Here is a 20,660-nt window from a genome sequence, read left to right as displayed (position 1 = left end):
ACGAACTGTGCTGTTCATCGATCGGGCTCAGCGCGGCGTTACTCGGATGCGAAACCGTAATATCAAGCACCACAACGGAACTAAGGGATCGCAGAACCCAAGCGCTCGACGGCTGCGCGCAGCTCGGTCGCCTCGGCCACCCACGCATCGGCTTTCGCCCGCACCCGGTCGAGCGTCGGGTCGCCGTCCCGGTCGATGTCCCACACTACGCCCGCATGCTGTGGGGCTTCCCGCAGCGCTGCGCCCATGTGCTTGCGGCAGCGGCTCGCGCCCAGCCCGTCGGCGAGCGGCTGATAGGCCTCGAACGCCCGCATCCACCAGCTCAAAGCCTGGCGCGATTCACCGCGCGCCCAATACAGGCACCCCCGGATCTCGTAGGTGTGCGCCAGCCCCCCGGGATCGCCGCGCTCGGCGAGCGATTCGGCCAGCCCTAGCCGGTCGTCGGCCGCGTCGTAGCGGCCTTGCAAGATATGCGTGATCGCCAAGTTGATCGCGGTGCATACCTCTCCGGACAGGTCGGTGCGCGGCAGCCGCCACCACACCCGGGTGAGTTTGCCCACCACCGGATCGAAACTCCCTGCCGCGGGCGCCGAGCCCGGTGGCGCGGAATTCGCTACTCGCACCAGATCGTCGAGGGCCGCGCGATGCAGTTTCCGCGCCCGGCGCCCCGGCAGCACGAGGAATCGACTGCGATACCGCGGGCGCTCGTTGAGTCGGCCCGCGCGCATCCACGCCAGACGCTTGTCGTCGAGCCGCTGCGACATCCAGCCGGTGACCCGCACCCGGTAGGCAGGCCGCCCGATCGCCGCCTGCCACACGTCGAGTGCATCGACCAGCCGAGCGGCGGCTGGAATCGCGTCTCGGGGAACCTTGTCGCCCGCCCGCGCGGCCTCCTCGGCCAAGGCGTACAGGAAGGTCTCCCGGTACTCGAACCACCGTCGCGCACCCTCCGCCAGGTCACTGTGGTTCAGCCCGAGCGCCCAGAGCCCCGCCAGTTCCGACCAGTGGTGCAATAGCACCGAAACCGTCACCCGCCACGCGCGCGATTGCTCGGCAGCCGCGCGGTCCTGCGCCGAAGGCGCAGCCCTCGGGCCCGCGCAGTAGCCTTGCCGTCCGCCGAGATGGAGCACACGTGCATCGACCAGCTTCCGCAGCAGCGCATGGACGGCCTCGGGTACCGCGTCCTGTGCCCCCGGTGCGGGCACCGCCGTCTCCGCGACCGCGGCGACTATCGCCAGCAGCACAGCGGGGTCGTACTCCTCGAACGGCAGTACCCGCAATGCCGCCGCGAGCTCGCGGTACGAGCCCGTCAAGTCGCCCAGGTCGCTGTCCTGCGCGGACTGCGGACAATCATGCGCCGGGGGGTAGATGATCGGGCCCGGTGGTACGAGCTGCTGAATCAGCTCGATTTCCCGTGCCGCGCGCCGCTTCTCGCGTCGGCTCTCGGTCCACCGATACAGCGCGAACACCGCCGCCACCGCGAGCAGCGCCAGCCAGAGACCCGAGAGCGCGCGGCCGAGGGTAGCCAGGAAGGAGTCCTCGGTGAGCGACTTGACCATCATGTCGCCGAGCAACTTGGTCACCACGCCGGTGCCGATCAGCGACGCCGCCGCCACGGTCTGCCGCCAGACCGAGGACCGCGTGAGCCCGATCGCGGCGGGTTCGTCGTCGTCCCGGGCGCTGGACTGGGGCGCACTCATCACAGCACCTTGCCGATCAGCCCCGGCAGCAACCACCGGCGCCAGGTGATCAGCACCAGCACGACCGGCGGCACGGACGAGAGCAACGCCCCGGCCGCCAGCTGGCCGATGTTCTCGCTGAACTGGCGGGCCTCGCCCCACAGCAGCAGCGACCACGGGCTCGCGCCCGCACCACTGATCATCAGCCCGACCACGAAATCGTTCCAGACCTGGACGAATTCGAGCACCGCCACCGCCACGAGCGCGGGGCCCGCCGCCCGGCGCACCCGCACCCGGATCTGTCCGGGGCTCGCCAGTCCGCGCAGCGTATCTGCCTCCGGGCTGCCCTTTTTCGCCAGCAGCGCGCCACGCAGAATCAGAATCGAGATCGGCAGTCCGGCGGCGACATGCAAAACGACCAGCGGCACCCGGGTGCCGGAGAGCCCGTGCTCCTCGAGGAACAGATCGAGCGGGCCGAGATAACTCTGCACCGGAAGCACGGCCAGCACCACCACGGCGACCATTCCCGCTTGCAGGGCATGCGGTTTCAGCTTGCGCAGGCGCCGCAGCACCCAGTGACCCGTCGAGTCGACCGGATCCTCCGGCTCCCAGGCGGCCAGTTGATGTGCGACCGGAACCGCCAGCGCGACAACCAGAATGGTCGCGGTGCCTGCGACCACCGCGGTGGTCGCCAGCGACCGCCACAGCGCCGCGTCGCGCAGCGCCCGGCTCAGCGCCGCGAGGCCGGCATCGTCCGGCAATCCGAGACTGGCGGCGGCCAGTGCGAGCAGGGGAACCAGCGCCAGCGCCGACACCAGCGCGACCACGATCGTCGACCGCCGCCTCGGTCGATCGCGCACGATCTCCGCGCCTGGTTCCGGCACTGCCGTCAGGCTCCGGCGCTGCGCCCCGATGTGCGTCCGCAGAAACCACGCCACACACCCGACGAGCACGACCAGCGGCAAGGAGTACGCCGCGGCGACACCCGGTTCCGCCTCGGTCGCCAGCCGCCACCACTGCACGGTCGCGGTGTCCACTTGGTGCTGCATCGATCCGGGCACACCGATCAGCACGATGTCGAAGACCCGCGCGGCGGCGACGGCGACCACCAGAACGACCACCATCACCACCGGAGAGAGCAACTCCAGCAACTTCTTACCGAAGCCGAACGCGCCGCTCCACCCCGGCCATTCCAGGAACTCCGAATTCGCCGGGTCTGCTTCGAGCGCGCGGAGGCCCGCGCGGAACGCGCCGACCGCGAATCCCAGCCAGGTCCACAGAAACGCCGAGCCGAGCATGCAGACGAACAGCGCCTGGTATCCCCACAGGCTGTCGATTCCGCTGCCCAGCCGCTGGAAGACGAGCCGGAACGCGACTCCGGACACCAGCGCCGAAATTCCGAACGCCACCAGCAGCGGCAGCCACAACCACCGCATCCGCCGGGTGGGAAACGCGAGCACAAGACCGAAGACCAAGACCAGCGCGACCCCGCCGACGCCGTAGAGCACCGTCCGGACATACGACCACAGGCCGATCTCACGCAGGGCCCAGCCGGTGACCAGCAGACCGGATACCGCGACGACGAGCAGGACGGCCGCCGATCCGCCGTTGCGCCAATTCCACGCCGCCCCAACCGGGTAGACCCCTCGTAATCCGGCCACTCCCGCGACGATCAGGACGCACCCGAGCACCATGGGCGGATTGTCGATCGCCGCGATCCCCACGGTCCACAGGAACGGCGCGACCAGCAAGGCCACGATCAGCACGATGGCCGGAATCCGGGCCGCCCACGCGGGCCACTGCCACGGTGGCCGCCCGGGGACGAGCGGTCCGCGCATGCGCCGGGTCGCGAGCTCCAGCTCCAGCCCGTGGATCGTGAGTTTCGGCTCGGTGCTCGGTGTCTGGCTCATCGCTGCCGTTCCAGCTTGTTCAGATCGGCGATAGCTCTATCGGTCGCGAGCGCCACCGGGGTGGGGCCGCCGTCACCGACCGCGACCAGGAACTCGGTCAGGATGCGCCACAGCCCGTTTCGCCCACCGACGACGCCGATCCGGTCGGAGAGTTCGAAAGCGAGACTGTCGCCGCGGGTGGCGAGCGCCGCCGCCCGCGGTCGCAGCCACTCCGAATAGGCCGGTGGCGTCAGCTTGTTCGCGGCCAGGAATCCGCCGTGCTCCTGGATCCAGGCCAGCGGCGCGCGCGGAGCTGCCAGCTTGGCCACCATGGTCTGGGCTGCCGCGCCGGCGGCCCGGGTCAGCACGATGATGTCGCCGCCGATGACATGCGGCCGATCCTTGCCGGCGGCGACCCGCGGGAACTCGGCGATGCCGACGACGCTGTCGGGCCGCCCGGCGCGGCGAATACTGCGGCGCACCACCGATTCCGCGAAGTCCGGCGCGACGACCAGCACCGCGTTGCGGCGCTCGAAAACCTCGCGCACGGCGTCCGGGAACTGCCGGGTCAAGCTCGCACCGACACCGCCCGGGAAGGAATGCTGATCGCCGCACAGGGTGCCGAAGTGCCCGAAGGCTTCCGGCACGCCCGGGATGCTCCAGTCTCGGTCGCCGCGGGCGGTTGCCAAAAGGTCGTAGGCGTCCGGGTTCTCCGAACGCAGGATGTTCTCGAACAAGTCGGTGAGCACCCAGCCGTCCGCGCCCGCCAGGGCGAGCAGCCGGCTCGGGGTGCGCGCCAGCTTGCCCATCGCGTCCTCGGTCCAAGACGCGAGCGTCCACGATTCCGGATCGCCGAGCCGGTATCGCTCGACCGCCTCGCGGTCGTACCAGATCATGGATTTATCGGCCACTTTGAACGGCACCCCGTACAGCTTCGCGTCGTGCGTCAGCAGCGGACGCCAGTAGTCCGGATATTCACCGGCCCACAGCGTCTCGGGCACCGGGAGCAGCTTCCCGTTCGCGACCAGATCGTCGATCCGCCCCGCCCGCGGCAGCATCACGATGTCGGGCGCGGTCTGCCCGCCGGCGGCGAACGCCGTCTCGATCTCGTCGCCGAGCGGAATCACCTCCACCGGCTGACTACCGGCCACGCCCGCCAGCACGCCGCGGAACGCCGCCAGCTCCGATCCGCTCCACGGCACCGCGATCCGCACCACGCCCGACTGGCCGAGCAGCACCTCCGGAGCGCAGGCGGCAGCCAGCGGCATGATCGCGCTCGCTCGGAGGAAGGCTCGTCTGCTCCCCATATCACCCCGTATCGCAGCTCCTCGCCCAGTATTGCCCATCGCACCGCGCCGCCGGGCAAGATCGACGCCACACACTTTCCGCGCCAAAAGAATTCGTGCCGATGAGTTTCGCGGCGCCGTGCGGTCTTATCTGCATGGGACCGGATCGGTCTCAGCGATACCAGGAGGGCCGATGTCGGTACCGGACAACGAACCAACGGGTCAGCGACGGCTGGCGGATCATCCGACCGTCGTGAAGATGCGCGAGCGGGAGCGGACGACACCGCCGGTGCTCGAGGCGGCGCGGCTGCGGGAGATCTGTCTCGCGGCCGGCGCCGATGATGCGGGTTTCGTCTCGGTCGAGCATCCGAGCGTGGCCGCGGAACTGGAGCACGCGCGCGGAATCCTGCCCAGCGCAGCGACTTACATCGCATTCTGCGTGCGAATGAACCGCGACAACCTGCGGGCTCCGCAGCGCAGCCTCGCCAATGCCGAATTCAATCACGCCGACGACGACACCAACGAGGTGTCGCGCCGGATCACCCGGGCACTCCAGGACGCGGGCTATCGCGCGGTCTATCCCGCGCCCGGCTACCCGATGGAGGTCGATCAGTTCCCCGGCCGGATCTGGGTGCTCGAACACAAGGTGATCGCCCAGGCCGCCGGTCTCGGCGTGATGGGCATACACCGCAACGTCATTCACCCGAAGTTCGGCAATTTCATCCTGCTCGGCACCGTCGTCACCGACGCCGTGATCGACGAGCCGACCGCCGCCCTGGACTACAACCCCTGCCTGGAATGCAAACTCTGCATCTCCGCCTGTCCGGTCGGCGCCATCATGGAGAACAATTTCGACTTCCAGGCCTGCTACACCCACAACTACCGGGAATTCATGGGCGGCTTCACCGACTGGGCCGAAACCGTCGCCGACAGCGACAGCCGCGCCGAATACAACGAGCGCGTCACCCGCGGCGAATCCTTTTCCATGTGGCAGAGCCTGTCCTTCAAACCGAACTACAAAGCCGGCTACTGCATGGCCGTCTGCCCGGCCGGGGAGGACGTCATCGGCCCCTTCCTGGACAGCCGCAAACAGCACCTCGACGAGGTCGTGCGGCCCCTGCAGAACAAACCGGAACCCGTCTACGTCCTCGAAGGATCCGCCGCCGAGGAACACGCCACCAAACGCTTCCCCAACAAATCCGTCAAACGGGTCGGCAACGGCTTCGGCGACGACGTCAACGCTCTGCTCGACGCCATCGGCCCCCGCCCCAGACCACGCGACCCAGCCGACTGACCGTCAGTGCGCGACCAAGCCGTGTGCGCCGGCCGATCTTCGGGCCGGCTCCGGGAGCTTGGTGTGCATGTCGACGGTGGTACCGCCCGGCGTCGGCTGGACGTTGACCTGGTCCATCAGGTTGCGCATCAAGGTCAGGCCACGGCCGCGATAGTTGTCGTGCTTGGTAGCCGGGGTCTTCCAGTGGCCATTGTCACGAACGGTGACGCGGAGGTAGTGCGATTCCGCGGAGACGCGCAGGCGGACGGAGCCGTCGCGACGGTCGCGGCAGCCGTGTTCGATGGCGTTCGCGCAGGCCTCGTCGGTGGCGACGAGGATGTTGTAGGCCTGCTCGGCACCGATTGCGCGCTCGGCCAGCCACTGTCGGAGCGCACGGCGGGCCTCGGCCAGCCGGGTGGGCTCGGCGGGGAAACTCAGGTCCAAGGGCGCTGGTCGGTGGATATTCGTCATGGGTCACCTCCCTGCTCGATGTAGACATACCCGATTCCCCGACGGACATACCTCCGCGCGCGATCTTGAACCACCGCCGGGAAATGCCTTGGAGCGCATCGGCGGTTGGCGATTAGACCGGACGCGATGGGGTAAGTTCACCGCGGAGTTACGCGTCACAGGAGGTGGACAGTGAGTGCTGAAAGTGCCCCGGGGTCGCTCGAGATCGGATCGCGGACGGAAGCGGCCACAGTAATCGTGGCGGTGCGCGGCGAGATCGACATGGCGTCCGCGCCGCAACTGGAGGCCGGGCTGAACGATGTGTTGCGTACGTCTCCGGCGACGCTGGTCGTCGATATGTCGGAGGTCGGGTTCCTCGGGTCCGCGGGCCTGAGTGTGCTGCTCGGTGCGTCCCGGTCCTATCCGGACACCGAGCTGCGGATCGTCGCGACGGATGCGGCCCGGCGGCCGATGGAGCTGACCGGGCTGGACAACATGCTGGCGGTGTTCGATTCCCTGAAGGACGCCTTGGCGGTGGGCAAACCCACCGCCGGCTAGCTGGTCAGCGCGGAGGAAGCCGGACGACCTGGACGAAGAAATCGTCGATCTGCTTGATGGCGGCGACGAACTGGTCCAGGTCGACCGGCTTCGTCACGTACGCGTTGGCGTGCAGGCGGTAGCTGCGCAGGATGTCCTCCTCCGCGGCCGAGGTGGTGAGCACCACCACCGGGATATGGCTCAGGTCCGGATCGGACTTGATCTTCTCGAGCACCTGCCGGCCGTCGTATCGGGGCAGATTCAGATCGAGCAGGATGAGATCGGGCTGCGGCGCCTCGGCGTGCACGCCCTGCCGGTAGAGGAAGTCCAGCGCCTCCTGGCCGTCTCGCGCGACATGCAGGGTATTGCCGATCTTGTTGTCCTCGAACGCTTCCCGGGTCATCAGTTCATCGCCCGGATCGTCTTCGACGAGCAGGATGTCGATCGGGCGGCCGGGAAGACTCATGCGGGAACTCCTTCGTCGATGACAGCCGGATTCAAAGTGAAGCAGAATCGCGTACCGCCGGTGTATCCGGTGTCGATCCGGATGGTGCCGCCGTGGAACTCGACGATCTTCTTACACAGTGCCAGACCGATCCCGGTGCCGCTGTATTCGTCGCGGCTGTGCAGCCGCTGAAAGATCACGAACACCTTGTCGGCGAACTCCGGGGCGATGCCGATCCCGTTGTCGGCGACGCTGAACTGCCAGCCGCCGGACTCGGGCGGTCCCGCTTCGCATTCGATGCGGATCACCGGCGCCTCGCCGGGCCGGGCGAACTTGATGGCGTTGCCGATCAGGTTCTGCCACAACATGGTCAGTAACGTCGGATCGCCGAGGATCTCGGGCAAGTTCTCGGGCGCTTCGATCCGCGCGTCGGCGTCCTCCACCACCGTCGCCAAGTTGCCCAGCGCTTTGTCCAGGGTCTGCCGCAGGTCGGTGGGCACATTGCTGTCGTTGATCCGGCCGACCCGGGAGAAGGTGAGCAGATCGTTGATCAGCACCTGCATGCGCTTGGCGCCGTCGACGGCGTAATCGATGTACTGCTTGCCACGTTCGTCGAGCTGGTCGCCGTAGCGCTTCTCCAGCAGCTGACAGAACGAGGCGACCTTGCGCAGCGGCTCCTGCAGATCGTGGGAGGCGACGTAGGCGAACTGTTCCAGCTCGGCATTGGAGCGGCGCAATTCGATGGTCTGCACGTCCAAATCGGCTGCCTGCTGCGCCAATACCGCCTCCTGGTCGCGCGAGGCGGCCAGCTCCTCGACGATCCGGCGGCGCATGGCCTCCACCGACTGCGCGACGGTGGCCAGATCGGCGGGGCCGTGCACGGCGATGTGATGATCGAAATCGCCGCCGGCGACGCGCGCGGACCCGTTCTCCAGATAGCTCAGGGGCCGAGCGACCAAGCGGCGCACCAGGATCAGCATCACCACACCGAGCAGCACGAAACCCGCGACGATCCCGCCCAGCACGAGATCGCGCCGCTGCCGGGTCTGCGAGAGCTCCTCGCGATCGGCCGCGATCACGGCGGACACGCCCGCGTTCTGGGTATTGAAACGCAACCGGAGCGTGTCGAAGATCTCCTTGCCGCGCACCACATTCGGCGCGAAGACCGGCCCCACGGCCGCGGTGCCGACCACCGGCTCGGCGTAGTCGGAGCGCCAGGACTGCGCGGTCTCCTCCACCGCGTCCAGCTCGGCCAGCAGCGTCTCGCGTCCGGCGAGCAGGTCGCGCAGCCGGGCCATCGCGGCCGCTTCGTCCGCCTTGCCCTGGGTGTAAGGCAGCAGCAGCTCGCGGTCCCCGGCGATGGCGTAGCCGCGCAGCCCGGTCTCCTGATCGACCAGCGCGCTCTGCAGCCGGTAGGTCTCGGCGGCGGCGGGCAGGGACTTGTTCAGCAGCCGATCGGTGACCGCGTTGGTCTCCCTGATCACCTGCGCACCCAGAATGGTGCCGACGGCCGCCAGCAGGATCATCGAAGCCAGCACCACTTGGAACCAGCCTTGCACGGTGAGCCGGCCGGCGCCGCGAGGTCGCTCGGGGGAGAGTGTCATCGGTTTTCGGAACTCCTTGTGGTCCAGTGCAGATACATGACGGCGAGGTCGTCGTCCCAGCCGTCGCCGCCGCCGGTGGCCAGCTCGACGCGGTCGATGAGCTCGTCCACGAACTCCGCCGGCGCGCGTCCGGCGAGGGTGCGCGCAAGTTCCAGCAGTCCTTCCTCGCCGAGCCGCTCGGAGCCCGGGCCGACGCGGCCTTCGAACAGGCCGTCGGTGAACAGCACCAGTCCGCCGCCGACCGGCAGCGGCAGATCGTAGGTGGTCCACACCACCTGTCCCGGAAGGAACCCGAGCGCGGGACCGCCCGGCACCTCCAACCAGTCCACGCCCTCGGCGGAGCAGAGCAGCAGGCCCGGATGGCCCGCCCGGATGATCTGTACCCGGTGCTCGTCGGGATACAACACCAATGTCGTCGCGGTCACGAAGGTCTGGTCCCCCGTGCGCTCGGCCAGCAACATCTGCTCCAGCAGCGCCAGCTGCTGGGTGCCGCTGAAACCGCTGAGCACCAGGGTGCGCCAGGCCAGGCGCAGCGCGACGCCGGTAGCCGCCTCGTCGGGGCCGTGCCCGGAGACGTCGCCGATCACCGCGTGCACGGTGCCGTCCGGCAGCTGCACCACGTCGTAGAAGTCGCCGCCGAGCAGCGACTGCGCGCGACCGGGGCGGTAGCGCGCGACCACGTCCACCCGGCGCGGACCGTGCAGCAGCGGCGTCGGCAACAAGCCACGCTCCAGGCGCGCGTTCTCCCGCGCCCGCATTTGGCTGGCCCGCAGTTCGGCGGTTGCCCGCTCGGCCTGCTTACGCTGAATCGCGTAGCGCACCGCGCGCCCGAACAATTCGGGCTCGACCCGGCCTTTGACCAGGTAGTCCTGGGCGCCCGCCGCGACCGCCGCCAGCCCGGTCTGCTCCTGATCCAAACCGGTGAGCACCACGATCGCGACCTCGTCGGCGCAGGCCCGCACCCGGGCCAGTCCTTCCAGGCCCTGTGCGTCGGGCAGGTGCAGATCCAGGAGCACGCAGTCGGGGACGCTCGCGCCGAGACGCTCGGCGGCCTCGGCCAGCGACCGCGCCCACTCCAGACGCAAACCGGGGCCGACATCGGCCACCAGTTCCTCCACCAGCAGCGCGTCGGCCGGATCGTCCTCGACCAGCAGCAGCGTCGCTTCCCGGTCCCATCCGACTCCGACCGGGCGGTCGAGGTCTCCGCGCTGCGCGCGCCGGTCGTCGAGCATCGGCCAACGGCCCCTTTCTCATGCGGGTGGTCAGATCGAGGCCTGAGCCGAGAGGCGTCATACCCAGCATCGCGCAGACTATGCGTGGGTTATTTCACATCCGGCGCGATCCTCTGATGCATTGTCTCGCATGACGATCGGGCGGGTCGGACCGGTCTGTCTACTGCCGGTAATTCTCCGGCGGCTGCCAGGGCCGGCCGTAGCCCGGGCGCTCCTCCCGCGCCGGCTCGGGCTTCGGCTCCGGCGACTGCTTCTTCTCCAATTGCGGCGGCTCCTCGGACTCCGGCAGCACCTGCTGATGCGGCGAGGGCTGCGGCGCGCGGCCGGGCGAGAGGCTGTAGCCCTCGACCGAAGCGCGGGCGGTGGCCTCCGCGTCGCGCACCGCCTTCTCGATCGCCGGGTCCGGTGCGGTGTCGAACCAGTCGGCGACGTCGGAATCGTCCTCGACCTTGGACTCGGAACCATCGGATTCCGGCGGCTCGTAGCGGAACACGCCGTCCTCGCCCTGGGTACCGAAGCTCTTGGCAAACCCCTCCAGGGCCTTGCCGAAATCGCTGGGCACCAGCCACACCTTGTTGGCGTCGCCGCGCGCCACCATCGGCAGCGTCTGGAGGTATTGGTAGGCCAGCAGTTCCGGGGTCGGCTTGCCGGATTTGATTGCGGCGAAGACCTTTTCGATGGCCTTGGCCTGACCCTGCGCTTGCAGGTAGGCGGCGGCGCGTTCACCCTGGGCGCGCAGGATCCGGCTCTGCCGTTCGCCTTCGGCCGCCAGGATCGAGGACTGCTTGGCGCCTTCCGCCGACAGGATCTGCGCCTGCTTGGCGCCCTCGGCGGTCTTGATCGAGGATTCGCGCTGGCCCTCGGCGGTGAGGATCATCGCGCGCTTCTCCCGGTCGGCCTTCATCTGCTTTTCCATCGACTCCTGGATCGACGGCGGCGGATCGATGCTCTTCAGCTCGACGCGGGCGACCCGCAGGCCCCAGCGCCCGGTGGCCTCGTCCAGCACGCCGCGCAACTGGCCGTTGATCTGGTCGCGGGAGGTCAGGGTCTGCTCGAGGGTCATGCCGCCGACCACGTTGCGCAGCGTGGTCACGGTGAGCTGCTCGACCGCGGCGATGTAGTTGCTGATTTCGTAGACGGCCGCCTGCGGGCTGGTGACCTGGAAATACACCACCGTGTCGATGTGCAGCGTCAGGTTGTCCTCGGTGATCACCGGCTGCGGCGGGAACGACACGACGCGTTCGCGCAGGTCGACCTTGGCACGGATCCGGTCCGCGAAGGGCACCAGGAAGGTCAGCTGACCGGAGACGGTGCGCTGGTAGCGGCCGAGCCGCTCGATCACGGCGGCCTCGGCCTGCGGCACCAGCGCGATCGATTTGAACACCACGACCACGAACAGCAGGACGAGGACGGCGGCGACGATGAGCAAAGCCATTAGGGCCCCTTCCACACGACGGCGGTGGCGCCGTCGATCTTCCAGACACTCACGGTGGTCCCCGGCTCGTAGACCTCGGCCGGATCCATCGGCCGCGCCGTCCAGGTTTCACCACCCAACTTCACCAGGCCCGCGTGCGCGCCGACCTGCTCCAGCACCAGGGCTTCCTTGCCCAGCAGCGCATCCACGTTCGTCGAAATCATCGGCGGGGCACCATATTTGCGCCGCAACATCGGCCGCAACCCCAGTAGCAGCAACAGCGAGATCACGCCGAAGATCACGGCATCGGCGACCACCGAGGTGTCCAGCGCGGCGCTCGCCCCCGCGGTGCCCAGCGCGGCGGCGCCGAGCATCAGCAAGGTCAAATCACCGGTGAGCATCTCGGCCGCCGCGAGCAGCACACCCGCGACCAGCCAAACTATTGCGGCCACACCACCACTGTAGGCCGCCGGTGATGATCTCGGAGGCGGATACCGGGGCGTCGGTGCTAGCTTCAGCGGGGTGAGCGGACGCGATATCTACGGCGGCGACATCTTCTCCGGACACTCCCGCGCCAAGCCGCGCGCGGTGCCCACCGTGCCGGCCGAGCCAGACCTCGTCGTCGAGGACGCGGCGACCGGATTCTGCGGCGCCGTAGTCGGATTCGACCGCAGCTACGACGGCGAGTTCGTCAAACTCGAGGACGCGCGCGGCGCGGTCCGGCTGTTCGCGATGCGGGAGGCGGCCTTCCTCATCGACGGCGAGCCGGTGACGCTGATCAAACCCGCCGCGGCCGCGCCCAAGCAGGCCACGCGCTCGGCGTCCGGATCCACCCGGGTCGAGGGCCTGCGTGCGCGGGTGGCGCGCGGCAGCCGGATCTGGGTCGAGGGCGTCCACGATGCCGCACTCGTCGAGCGGGTCTGGGGGCACGATCTGCGCGTGGAAGGCGTTGTCGTGGAACACCTCGAGGGTTTGGACAACCTCGCGCAGCGGCTCACCGACTTCGAGCCGGGTCCGGGCCAGCGGGTCGGCGTGCTGGTCGATCATCTGGTCACCGGCTCCAAGGAAACCCAGCTGACCACCGGGCTCGGGCCGCACGTGCTGGTCACCGGGCACCCCTTCGTCGACGTGTGGCAGGCCGTGCGCCCGGCCGCCGTCGGCATCGAGGCCTGGCCGGTCGTGCCGCGCGGCGAGGACTGGAAAACCGGTATCTGCCGCCGCCTCGGCTGGGGCACGCCGCAGGAGGGCTGGCGGCGGGTCTACAACGCGGTGGATTCGTTCCGGGACCTGGAGTCGCCCTTGATCGGCGCGGTGGAACGGCTGATCGACTTCGTGACAGAACCCGAGTAACAAAGGGGGCAGCTCACGAGGGTTGTGGTGGCGCCGCCCACCAGTAGCGCGGACCCTTTATGCTCGATAATTATGTGCTCTCCTAGTGCCACTCTGACGGTGTGGGCCGGCTCCTGGCTGGCCGGTTCCAGCGCGCCCGACGACATCCTGGAGGCACTACACGCCTGGGCCCCGCGCCACACCATCGCCGCGGGCGACCCGATCACCGGCGGCCGCACCGACCTGCCGTGGTCGGCGCACGGCAACACCGCCGGCAGCGGAGTCATGGCCCTGCTGAAGGTGATTCGCGAAGCCATGGCCGCGCCCGGCGCCCAGCTGCGGCTGGTGCTGCCGGTCCCCGGTGACGTGCGCGGGCTGCCGATCGGCACCGAATTCGCCGCCGACGCCATCGAGGCCGAACAGGGGCTGCTCATCGGCGTGCCCGGGAGCGAAGGCACGGGGCTGATCCCATACCTCGAAGATGACAACTCGCTGCGGTGGACTGTTTATACCGCGCCGGTTCCGCCCGCCCCGGTCGACGAAATGTCGCTCGGCGAAGCGGAATACACGATGCGGGAGGCGGTCCGCGACGCGGCCGACGCCCTCATGAAACTGCACACCACCGCGGTCGGCGGCGATTCCGACGCCGACCCGCGCGAGCTCATCGAGGCCGAACTCGCCGCCTACTCCCGCCACGACTACCCGGAATCGATCCCGTTGCGGGCCAGGAGAATCCTGGACACCGCCGACCACGTGGCCGCGATTCTCACGGTGGCGCAACGGGAACCGGCGTCCTCCCCGACCTCGGCCACCGCGATCAACGCTCAGGAAGACCTGCTGCGCCCGCTCTGGAACGCAATCCGCGCGGCCCGCCTGGTCGCTGTGCACGCGGCGGCCCGCGGCGGGCAGTAGTAGGCGAATTCAGCGCGGCGGGTACTGCTGCGGCGCATAGCCGCCCTGCTGCGGATAGCCCTGCGGCGGCGGATAACCCTGCTGCGGGTAGCCCTGCGGCGGATAACCCTGTTGCGGATATTGCGGCGGCTGCTGACCGTAGGGCTGCTGCTGCGGATAACCCTGCTGCGGAGTCTGCTGGCCGTACTGCGGCTGCTGACCGTACTGCTGCTGTGGGAACTGTTGCTGCGGCGCCTGATACGGCTGCTGGCCGAACTGCTGCTGCGGCGGCTGGTACGGCGGCGGCGACGGCCGGTTCGACTGCTGGCGCATGATGAAGCGGATCAGGAAGAACAGCGCGACGGCCACGACGATCGCCAGGAAAAGCCAGAGGATCCAGTCGTTGTCGTCGCAATCCTCATATTCGGGATTGCAGGAACTGCTACTGCCGCCGCCACCGCCCCGGCGCGCCTCGAAGGTCTCCGTGACCGATGTCAGCTGCAGTGTCTGCACGGCTAGCAGATTGGCATTGGCCAGGACATCACCGAACAACGATGGGCCTCCCCCGTCGAAAAGAGCTGTGGCCCAAAGGCCGAGGAACGCACCGATGCTAACGCATCAGGAGGTTGTTCGCGCCGGGCGGGTGAGGGCACAGCAGCCGGGCGCGCAGGGCGCGCCGTTGGGCGTGCAGCCGTAGCCCGGGACCGCGCCGAGGCGGCGCACGTCAGCGGCACCGAGCTGTTCCCGGACGAGCTCTACGACCAGCTGCGCGAAGCGCGGGTCGGTGCCGGGGGTGGCGGCGCGGGCGAAGGCCATATCGAGTTCAGCGGCCTTGTCCTTCGCCTCGTTGTCCAGGTCCCAGATGACCTCGAGGTGATCGGAGACGAAGCCGACCGGGCACACCACGACCGCGTCGACGCCCTTGCCGGACAACACTTCCAGATGATCGACGATGTCGGGTTCCAGCCAAGGCACCTGCGGCGGGCCGGAGCGCGACTGCCACACCACGTCGTAGTCGTCGAATCCGGTTGCGGCGGCGCACAATCGGGCCGCGTCGGCGACCTGGCGGCTGTAGAGGTGACCGCCGTCGGCGGGCGGGCCCGCGGCGACATCGGCGGAGACCGGAATCGAGTGGGCAGTGAAGACCAGCCGGACACGGTCCCGCCGGTCCGCCGGAATCTGTTGCACCGCAGCGCGAATCGAGTCGGCGAAGGACTCGATCAACAGCGGATGATCGAAGTACTGCCGCAGTTTCACCAGTTCCGGCGCCGTGTCACCGAAAGCCGCACGGGCCCTGGTGATGTCCTCCTGGTATTGCAGGCAGCCCGAGTATCCGCCCCACGCCGACGTCGGGAACACCAGCGCGGAACCGATACCGTCGGCGGCCATCCGCGCGACGGTCTCCTCCACCATCGGATGCCAGTTCCGGTTGCCGAAGTACACCGGCAACTCGAGGCCGGCAGCCGCCAATTCGCCCTCGACCGCGGCGATGATCGCCAGGTTGAGCGCGTTGATCGGCGAGACGCCGCCGAAGTGCAGGTAGTGCTGCGCGACCTCCTCGAGGCGCTCGCGCGGCACCCCCCGGCCCCGGGTGACGTTCTCCAGGAACGGCATGACGTCCTCGGGGCGCTCCGGGCCGCCGAAGGACAGGACTAGTAGTGCGTCGGCGGCCACGGCCATGGCTAGTTCGCGCCGAAACCGTCGGTCGGCAGCCAGGTGTTGTGCGAGGCGCCGCCGTCGACGTAGATGATCGAACCGGTGGTGGCGGGCAGCCAATCCGACAGCACCGCGCAGATGGACTTGCCCACCGCGCGCGGGTCGTCGACGTCCCAGCCGATCGGGGAGGCGCCGTCCCAGTAGGTGTTGAGCATGTCGAGCTGCTTGGCGTCGTCGGTGGCGGTGCCGGCGATGGCCTTGGCGGCGAGGGTCTTGATCGGGCCCGCGGCGATCAGGTTGGAGCGAATCTTCTTGGCCTCGCCCACCTCTCGCGCCACATACCGGTTCACCGACTCCAGCGCGGCCTTGGCCACGCCCATCCAGTTGTAGTACGGCATGGCGGTGCGCGGATCGAAGTCCATGCCCACGATGGAGCCGCGCTCGTTCATCACCGGCAGCACCGCGCGCGCCAGCGAGGCGTAGGACCAGGCGGAGATCTCGAAGGACCGCGCCGCGTCCGGGCCCGGCGCGTCCAGGAAGGACACCGCGTCCGGACCCATCAGGGTCTTGGGCGCGAACGCGATCGAGTGCAGCACGCCGTCGATGCCCTCGGGCGCCAGCTCACGCAGCTTCCCGGCCAGCTCGGCCAGGTTCTCTTCGCTGGTGACATCCAGCGGGATCGCCGGGGGCACCTCCTGCGGCAGGCGCTTGGCGATCCGGTCGATCAGCCGCAGCCGCTCCGGAATACCGGTGATGATCACCTTCGCGCCCTGCTCCTGCGCGACCGCGGCCGCGTGGAAAGCGATGGAGGAATCGGTGATGATGCCGGTGATGAGGACGGTCTTGCCGGCGAGCAGTCCACTCATGGGTTGGTCGGTTCTCCTCGTTGAAAGTTCTTGCGGACTAGGGGGTTCGAGCAGCGGGGCTCAGTGGCCCATGCCCATGCCGCCGTCGACCGGAATGACGGCGCCGGAGACGTAGCGCGAGTCCTCCGAGGCCAGGAAGCTGACCACGGCCGCGACGTCCTCGGGCTGGCCGACCCGCCGCAGCGGGATGTACTTCTCGACCATTTCCTTCATATCGTCCGGCAGGTCCGCGGTCATATCGGTTTCGATGAAACCGGGAGCCACGACATTCGCGGTGATATTGCGCGAACCGAGCTCGCGGGTGACCGAGCGGGCCAGGCCGATGACGCCGGCCTTGGAGGAGGCGTAGTTGATCTGCCCCGCCTGGCCCATCATGCCGACGACCGAGCCGAGGAAGATCATCCGGCCCCACTTGGCCCGCAGCATCGCCCGATTAGCCCGCTTGGCACAGCGGAAAGCGCCGGTCAGGTTGGCATTGATGACCTTCTCGAACTGCTCTTCGGTCATCCGCATGAGCAACGTGTCGTCGGTGATGCCGGCATTGGCGACCAGCACCTCGACCGGTCCCTGATGCGCTTCCACCTCGGTGAACGCGGCGTCGACCGATTCCGTATCCGTCACATCGCATTTCACGCCGAACAGCCCGTCCGGCACCCCCGATCCACGATGCGTGACGGCCACCTTGTGGCCGTCGGCGAGCAGGCGCTGCGCGACCGCGAGACCGATGCCGCGATTACCGCCGGTCACCAGGACCGACCGGGATGTGATGTTCGACATGGGCTTCAACCTATCTGTTCGAGTTCGCGCGTCATCGCCCGGGCACCCCAGACTTTCGGGGCTCGCATTGTGTCAACCCACAATGCGAGCAACGCGAAATTACGGAAGACGCTGGCGCAGCAGCAGTCCGGTGATCACACCGGCGGAAGTGATGAGCAGGCCGAACAACAGCCACGGGCGACTGGCGTCGCCGCGGGTCAGTTCGAACCCGATCTGCTCTTCCAAGGTGTCGTACACCCTGGTCAAGTCCTGCAAGGAGGAGGCCGTATAGAACTCGCCGCCACTGAGCTTCGCCACTTCCCGCATGGCTTCGTTGTCGACCGGAACCTTCACCTCGTCCTGGCCGCCGCCCTCGCGCGGAATCTCGACCGCACCCCAGTCGGTGCCGAAGGAGATCGTCGAGATCGGGATGTTCTTGGCTTTGGACAGGCGGGCGGCGACGAACTCGTGCCGCGGATTGTCGACGTCCTCGAACGACGGCACCGTCTGCTTGCCGTCGGACATCAGCACGATCCGGGCCGGCGGCGGTTCGGACCCGCCGCCCAGCACGGTCCCGAGGGTCTCGATCGCCTGGATCGCGGTCAAGATGCCTTCACCGGTCGCGGTGCGCTCGGCCAAGCGCACATTGTCGATAGCCACCTTGACGGCTTCATGATCGACGGTCGGCGACACCATCACCGAGGCGGTGCCCGCGAAGGTGATGAATCCGATGTTGAGTCCCTGCGGCAGGCCGTCGACGAATTCCTTGCCCGCCTTCTGCGCCACCTGCAACCGGCTCGGCTGCACATCGGTGGCCTGCATGGACAGCGACACGTCCATCACCAGCATGACCGTCGCGCGGTTGCGCGCCACCTTCTTGACCGCGGTCGGCCCGGCGGCGGCGATGGTGAGCAGCACCAGCCCGACCAGCATCAGCGCGATCGGCACATGCCGGATCGGCGAGGGCCGCGCGGGTGCGACCTTCTCCAGCAACTCCATATTGGAGAAGGTCAGCATGCGCTTGTGCCGGCCGCGCTGTACCAGCACATAGCCGAGCAGGATGAGCGCGATCACGGCGAGGAAACCGAGCCAGATCAGCGCGGTGAAATGCGAAATACTCACTGACGCGGGGCCCGTCCGCTCGGGGCGCCGAAGCTGTGGCGCCGGGTGGACACGAACCGGACCACGTCGGCGATCCAGTCCCGGTCGGTCTGCAGGGTCAGCACCGGTGCGCCGCAGGCGCGCAGCGCCTGCTCGACCTGTTCCCGATGCCGCTGGGCGGCGGCCGCGAAATCGGCGCGCAGCGTGGGCGTCACGCTGAATTCGCGGGTGCGGCCGGTCTCCGGATCGTGCAGCACCACATCACCCACGTCGGGCAGTTCCAGATCGCGCGGATCGAGCACCTCGACCGCGAGCAGGTCGTGCCGGGCGGAGATGGCGCGCAGCGAACGCTGCCAGTTGATGTCGCCGAGGAAATCGGAAATCACCACGGCCAGACCGCGTTTGCGCTGCGGCCGCCGCAGCGATTCGATGCCGCCGAGCAGGTCGCCGCGCACGCCGTCGCGGGCGTGCGGGGTGGTGGCGATGGCGCGCAGCAGCGACTGCGCGTGCACCCGGCCGCTGCGCGCGGGCATGCGCACCAGCTGTTCGCCGGTGGCCACGACCGCGCCGATCCGGTTGCCGCCGCCGCTGGTGAGGTGGGTGATGGCGGCGGCCGCCGCGATCGCGAGATCGCGCTTCTGGCAGTTCGCGGTGCCGAAGTCCAGGCTGGCCGACAGGTCGACCACCATCCAGGTCTCCAGCTCGCGGTCGGCGATCATCTGCCGCACGTGCGGATGCGTGGTGCGGGCGGTGACCGACCAATCCATTTGCCGCACATCGTCGCCCGGCTGATAGGTGCGCGCCTCCCCCGGTTCCGAACCCGGGCCGGGGATCAGCCCGAGATGATCACCGTGCAGCACGCCGTCGAGGCGGCGGCGCACGGTCAGTTCCAGGGTTTTCAGCGCCGCCGTCAGTTTCGGGTCGGTCAGTTCGCCCGCGCGGAAGGACGGTGGAGCATGGGATGCCATCGCTGCTCGTGCTGCCGTCACTTGGGCTGGTTGTTGCCGGACGCCTGCGACATCGCCGGGGCGGCCTGCGGCGGCTGCGGGATCTTCTGCGACGCGGCGGCGTTGGGGGCCGCGGGCACGGCCGGCGCCGGGGCGGGCGCGGCGTTGGGGGCCACCGCCTGCGGCGCGACCTGCGGCAGGCCGACGGTCTGCAGCACGCGCTTGATCACGTCGTCCGGGGTGACCTCGTCGGCCAGCGCGTCGTAGGACAGCACCAGACGGTGCCGCAGCACGTCCGGGATGACCTCGACGACGTCCTGCGGCACCACGTAGTCGCGGCCGCGGATCAGCGCGACCGCGCGGGCGGCGGCGATGATGCCGAGGCTGGCGCGCGGCGAGGCGCCGTAGGAGATCCAGCTCGCCACGTCGGGCATGCCGAATTCGGCCGGGGTCCGGGTCGCGGCGATCACGCGGACGACATAGTCGACCAGCGCGTGGTGCACGAAGGTGTTGGCCGCGACCTTCTGCAGGCGGATCAGCTCTTCGGGCTCGAGAATCGCCTTGGCCTCCGGCGGGGTGACGCCCATCCGGTAGATGATCTCGCGCTCTTCCTCGACCGACGGGTAGTCGACGACCACCTTGAACAGGAAGCGGTCGCGCTGCGCCTCGGGCAGGGCGTAGACGCCCTCGCTCTCGATCGGGTTCTGCGTCGCCATCACCAGGAACGGGTTCGGCATCGGGTAGGTCTTGCCGCCGATGGTGACGTGCCGTTCGGCCATCACCTCGAGCAGCGCCGACTGCACCTTGGCGGGCGCGCGGTTGATTTCGTCGGCGAGCACGAAGTTCGCGACGACCGGGCCGAGCTCGGTGTCGAATTCTTCCCGGCCCTGCCGGTAGATGCGGGTACCGACGAGGTCGGTGGGCACCAGGTCGGGGGTGAACTGCACCCGCGAGAACGAGCCGCCGACCACCTTCGCGAAGGTTTCCACCGCAAGGGTTTTCGCGATGCCGGGCACACCCTCGAGCAGCACGTGGCCGCGCGCGAGCACACCGACGAGCAGGCGCTCGACCAGGCGATCCTGGCCCACGATCACCCGCTTGACCTCGTAGATCGCCTTCTCCAGGGTCTGGACGTCACGTTCCAGGGTGCCCGACGGGGGCTCCGGCGCATCCTTCGCCAAGTTCGCCCCACTCACACTGTCCGTCGAAGTCACCAACATCCCCGCTTTCGCTTTGGTCCTGTGCGTGCTGCACCAACTATTCCATTGAATGGCGGTACTTGCCGCAACCGGCTCCGCTCTCACG

At 68.7% G+C, this 20,660-nt stretch carries 20 protein-coding genes; 4 read left to right on the top strand and 16 right to left on the bottom strand.

Annotated features, from left to right (window positions below; genetic code table 11):
* Positions 1–80: 80 nt before the first annotated feature.
* The 3 genes from AB0M14_RS16365 to AB0M14_RS16355 are packed head-to-tail and all read right to left on the bottom strand — an operon-like array spanning position 81 to position 4,875.
* A complete protein-coding gene (locus tag AB0M14_RS16365) occupies positions 81–1,700 on the bottom strand; it encodes a tetratricopeptide repeat protein (RefSeq protein WP_364994949.1) in 1,620 nt (539 codons plus the stop codon).
* A complete protein-coding gene (locus tag AB0M14_RS16360) occupies positions 1,700–3,589 on the bottom strand; it encodes a hypothetical protein (RefSeq protein ID WP_364994946.1) in 1,890 nt (629 codons plus the stop codon). The genes AB0M14_RS16365 and AB0M14_RS16360 overlap by 1 nt, the downstream gene beginning before the upstream one ends.
* Positions 3,586–4,875, bottom strand: coding sequence for an ABC transporter substrate-binding protein (locus tag AB0M14_RS16355; RefSeq protein ID WP_364994944.1), 1,290 nt, complete (start codon positions 4,873–4,875; stop codon positions 3,586–3,588). Before AB0M14_RS16355 ends, AB0M14_RS16360 begins: the two co-directional genes overlap by 4 nt.
* A gap of 172 nt (positions 4,876–5,047) precedes the next feature.
* On the opposite strand from AB0M14_RS16355, the gene AB0M14_RS16350 reads away from it, so the two are divergent.
* Positions 5,048–6,148, top strand: a complete 1,101-nt coding sequence (locus AB0M14_RS16350) for a 4Fe-4S binding protein (protein ID WP_364994941.1) — start codon at positions 5,048–5,050, stop codon at positions 6,146–6,148.
* Positions 6,149–6,151: 3 nt separating this feature from the next.
* Here the strand turns inward: AB0M14_RS16350 and AB0M14_RS16345 are convergent, their stop codons facing one another.
* Positions 6,152–6,598, bottom strand: a complete 447-nt coding sequence (locus tag AB0M14_RS16345) for an ATP-binding protein (RefSeq protein ID WP_364994938.1) — start codon at positions 6,596–6,598, stop codon at positions 6,152–6,154.
* A 171-nt stretch (positions 6,599–6,769) separates the two neighbouring features.
* Between AB0M14_RS16345 and AB0M14_RS16340 the strand changes: the two genes are divergently transcribed.
* Entirely contained in the window at positions 6,770–7,135 is a 366-nt protein-coding gene (locus AB0M14_RS16340) for an STAS domain-containing protein (RefSeq protein WP_364994935.1), read from the top strand.
* Between the two features lie 4 nt (positions 7,136–7,139).
* Here the strand turns inward: AB0M14_RS16340 and AB0M14_RS16335 are convergent, their stop codons facing one another.
* From AB0M14_RS16335 to AB0M14_RS16315, 5 genes are all read right to left on the bottom strand, one after another.
* Positions 7,140–7,580 carry a response regulator gene (locus AB0M14_RS16335; RefSeq protein ID WP_364994933.1) on the bottom strand — a complete coding sequence of 147 codons (441 nt, stop codon included), beginning with the start codon at positions 7,578–7,580 and terminating at the stop codon, positions 7,140–7,142.
* Positions 7,577–9,163 carry an ATP-binding protein gene (locus AB0M14_RS16330; RefSeq protein ID WP_364994930.1) on the bottom strand — a complete coding sequence of 529 codons (1,587 nt, stop codon included), beginning with the start codon at positions 9,161–9,163 and terminating at the stop codon, positions 7,577–7,579. Before AB0M14_RS16330 ends, AB0M14_RS16335 begins: the two co-directional genes overlap by 4 nt.
* The gene (locus AB0M14_RS16325; protein WP_364994927.1) at positions 9,160–10,395 is read right to left on the bottom strand and encodes a fused response regulator/phosphatase; all 1,236 of its coding nucleotides are present in this window, start codon (positions 10,393–10,395) and stop codon (positions 9,160–9,162) included. Before AB0M14_RS16325 ends, AB0M14_RS16330 begins: the two co-directional genes overlap by 4 nt.
* 160 nt (positions 10,396–10,555) lie before the next feature.
* A complete protein-coding gene (locus AB0M14_RS16320; RefSeq protein WP_364994924.1) occupies positions 10,556–11,830 on the bottom strand; it encodes an SPFH domain-containing protein in 1,275 nt (424 codons plus the stop codon).
* Positions 11,830–12,261 (bottom strand): NfeD family protein, encoded by a 432-nt coding sequence (locus AB0M14_RS16315; protein WP_364994921.1) that lies wholly within the window; start codon positions 12,259–12,261, stop codon positions 11,830–11,832. The genes AB0M14_RS16320 and AB0M14_RS16315 overlap by 1 nt, the downstream gene beginning before the upstream one ends.
* 70 nt (positions 12,262–12,331) lie before the next feature.
* Between AB0M14_RS16315 and AB0M14_RS16310 the strand changes: the two genes are divergently transcribed.
* Entirely contained in the window at positions 12,332–13,159 is an 828-nt protein-coding gene (locus AB0M14_RS16310; protein ID WP_364994918.1) for a DUF3097 domain-containing protein, read from the top strand.
* A gap of 72 nt (positions 13,160–13,231) precedes the next feature.
* Positions 13,232–14,050: a hypothetical protein gene (locus AB0M14_RS16305; protein WP_364994915.1), complete on the top strand. Its 819-nt coding sequence runs from the start codon at positions 13,232–13,234 to the stop codon at positions 14,048–14,050.
* 9 nt (positions 14,051–14,059) lie between these two features.
* Here AB0M14_RS16305 and AB0M14_RS16300 read toward each other — a convergent pair whose 3' ends face one another.
* From AB0M14_RS16300 to AB0M14_RS16270, 7 genes are all read right to left on the bottom strand, one after another.
* Positions 14,060–14,581, bottom strand: coding sequence for a hypothetical protein (locus tag AB0M14_RS16300; RefSeq protein WP_364994913.1), 522 nt, complete (start codon positions 14,579–14,581; stop codon positions 14,060–14,062).
* A 66-nt stretch (positions 14,582–14,647) separates the two neighbouring features.
* Positions 14,648–15,709, bottom strand: a complete 1,062-nt coding sequence (locus AB0M14_RS16295; protein WP_364994910.1) for a ferrochelatase — start codon at positions 15,707–15,709, stop codon at positions 14,648–14,650.
* 2 nt (positions 15,710–15,711) lie between these two features.
* Positions 15,712–16,551: an NADH-dependent enoyl-ACP reductase InhA gene (gene inhA / locus AB0M14_RS16290; RefSeq protein ID WP_194813858.1), complete on the bottom strand. Its 840-nt coding sequence runs from the start codon at positions 16,549–16,551 to the stop codon at positions 15,712–15,714.
* Between the two features lie 60 nt (positions 16,552–16,611).
* Entirely contained in the window at positions 16,612–17,328 is a 717-nt protein-coding gene (gene fabG1 / locus AB0M14_RS16285) for a 3-oxoacyl-ACP reductase FabG1 (RefSeq protein WP_364994906.1), read from the bottom strand.
* A gap of 99 nt (positions 17,329–17,427) precedes the next feature.
* Complete coding sequence (locus AB0M14_RS16280) at positions 17,428–18,429, bottom strand: VWA domain-containing protein (RefSeq protein ID WP_364994904.1); 1,002 nt, start codon at positions 18,427–18,429, stop codon at positions 17,428–17,430.
* On the bottom strand, positions 18,426–19,376 hold the full coding sequence (locus AB0M14_RS16275) for a DUF58 domain-containing protein (RefSeq protein ID WP_364994901.1): 951 nt from the start codon (positions 19,374–19,376) through the stop codon (positions 18,426–18,428). Before AB0M14_RS16275 ends, AB0M14_RS16280 begins: the two co-directional genes overlap by 4 nt.
* Before the next feature lie 17 nt (positions 19,377–19,393).
* Positions 19,394–20,575 carry a MoxR family ATPase gene (locus AB0M14_RS16270; protein WP_364994898.1) on the bottom strand — a complete coding sequence of 394 codons (1,182 nt, stop codon included), beginning with the start codon at positions 20,573–20,575 and terminating at the stop codon, positions 19,394–19,396.
* Positions 20,576–20,660 lie beyond the last annotated feature (85 nt).

This window comes from Nocardia sp. NPDC051832 (assembly GCF_040681285.1).
In the GTDB taxonomy this organism is placed as follows: domain Bacteria; phylum Actinomycetota; class Actinomycetes; order Mycobacteriales; family Mycobacteriaceae; genus Nocardia.
The sequence above is the reverse complement of the archived record's forward strand: the minus strand, read 5'-3'. Positions and strand labels throughout refer to the sequence as shown.

Coding starts and splice junctions, on each gene's coding strand:
- AB0M14_RS16325 (WP_364994927.1), bottom strand. CDS start 10,395: ATGCTCGACGACCGGCGCGCGCAGCGCGGAGACCTCGACCGCCCGGTC.
- AB0M14_RS16295 (WP_364994910.1), bottom strand. CDS start 15,709: ATGGCCGTGGCCGCCGACGCACTACTAGTCCTGTCCTTCGGCGGCCCG.
- AB0M14_RS16350 (WP_364994941.1), top strand. CDS start 5,048: ATGTCGGTACCGGACAACGAACCAACGGGTCAGCGACGGCTGGCGGAT.
- AB0M14_RS16365 (WP_364994949.1), bottom strand. CDS start 1,700: ATGAGTGCGCCCCAGTCCAGCGCCCGGGACGACGACGAACCCGCCGCG.
- AB0M14_RS16345 (WP_364994938.1), bottom strand. CDS start 6,598: ATGACGAATATCCACCGACCAGCGCCCTTGGACCTGAGTTTCCCCGCC.
- AB0M14_RS16305 (WP_364994915.1), top strand. CDS start 13,232: ATGTGCTCTCCTAGTGCCACTCTGACGGTGTGGGCCGGCTCCTGGCTG.
- fabG1 (WP_364994906.1), bottom strand. CDS start 17,328: ATGTCGAACATCACATCCCGGTCGGTCCTGGTGACCGGCGGTAATCGC.
- AB0M14_RS16330 (WP_364994930.1), bottom strand. CDS start 9,163: ATGACACTCTCCCCCGAGCGACCTCGCGGCGCCGGCCGGCTCACCGTG.
- AB0M14_RS16335 (WP_364994933.1), bottom strand. CDS start 7,580: ATGAGTCTTCCCGGCCGCCCGATCGACATCCTGCTCGTCGAAGACGAT.
- AB0M14_RS16355 (WP_364994944.1), bottom strand. CDS start 4,875: ATGGGGAGCAGACGAGCCTTCCTCCGAGCGAGCGCGATCATGCCGCTG.
- AB0M14_RS16275 (WP_364994901.1), bottom strand. CDS start 19,376: ATGGCATCCCATGCTCCACCGTCCTTCCGCGCGGGCGAACTGACCGAC.
- AB0M14_RS16320 (WP_364994924.1), bottom strand. CDS start 11,830: ATGGCTTTGCTCATCGTCGCCGCCGTCCTCGTCCTGCTGTTCGTGGTC.
- AB0M14_RS16270 (WP_364994898.1), bottom strand. CDS start 20,575: ATGTTGGTGACTTCGACGGACAGTGTGAGTGGGGCGAACTTGGCGAAG.
- inhA (WP_194813858.1), bottom strand. CDS start 16,551: ATGAGTGGACTGCTCGCCGGCAAGACCGTCCTCATCACCGGCATCATC.
- AB0M14_RS16360 (WP_364994946.1), bottom strand. CDS start 3,589: ATGAGCCAGACACCGAGCACCGAGCCGAAACTCACGATCCACGGGCTG.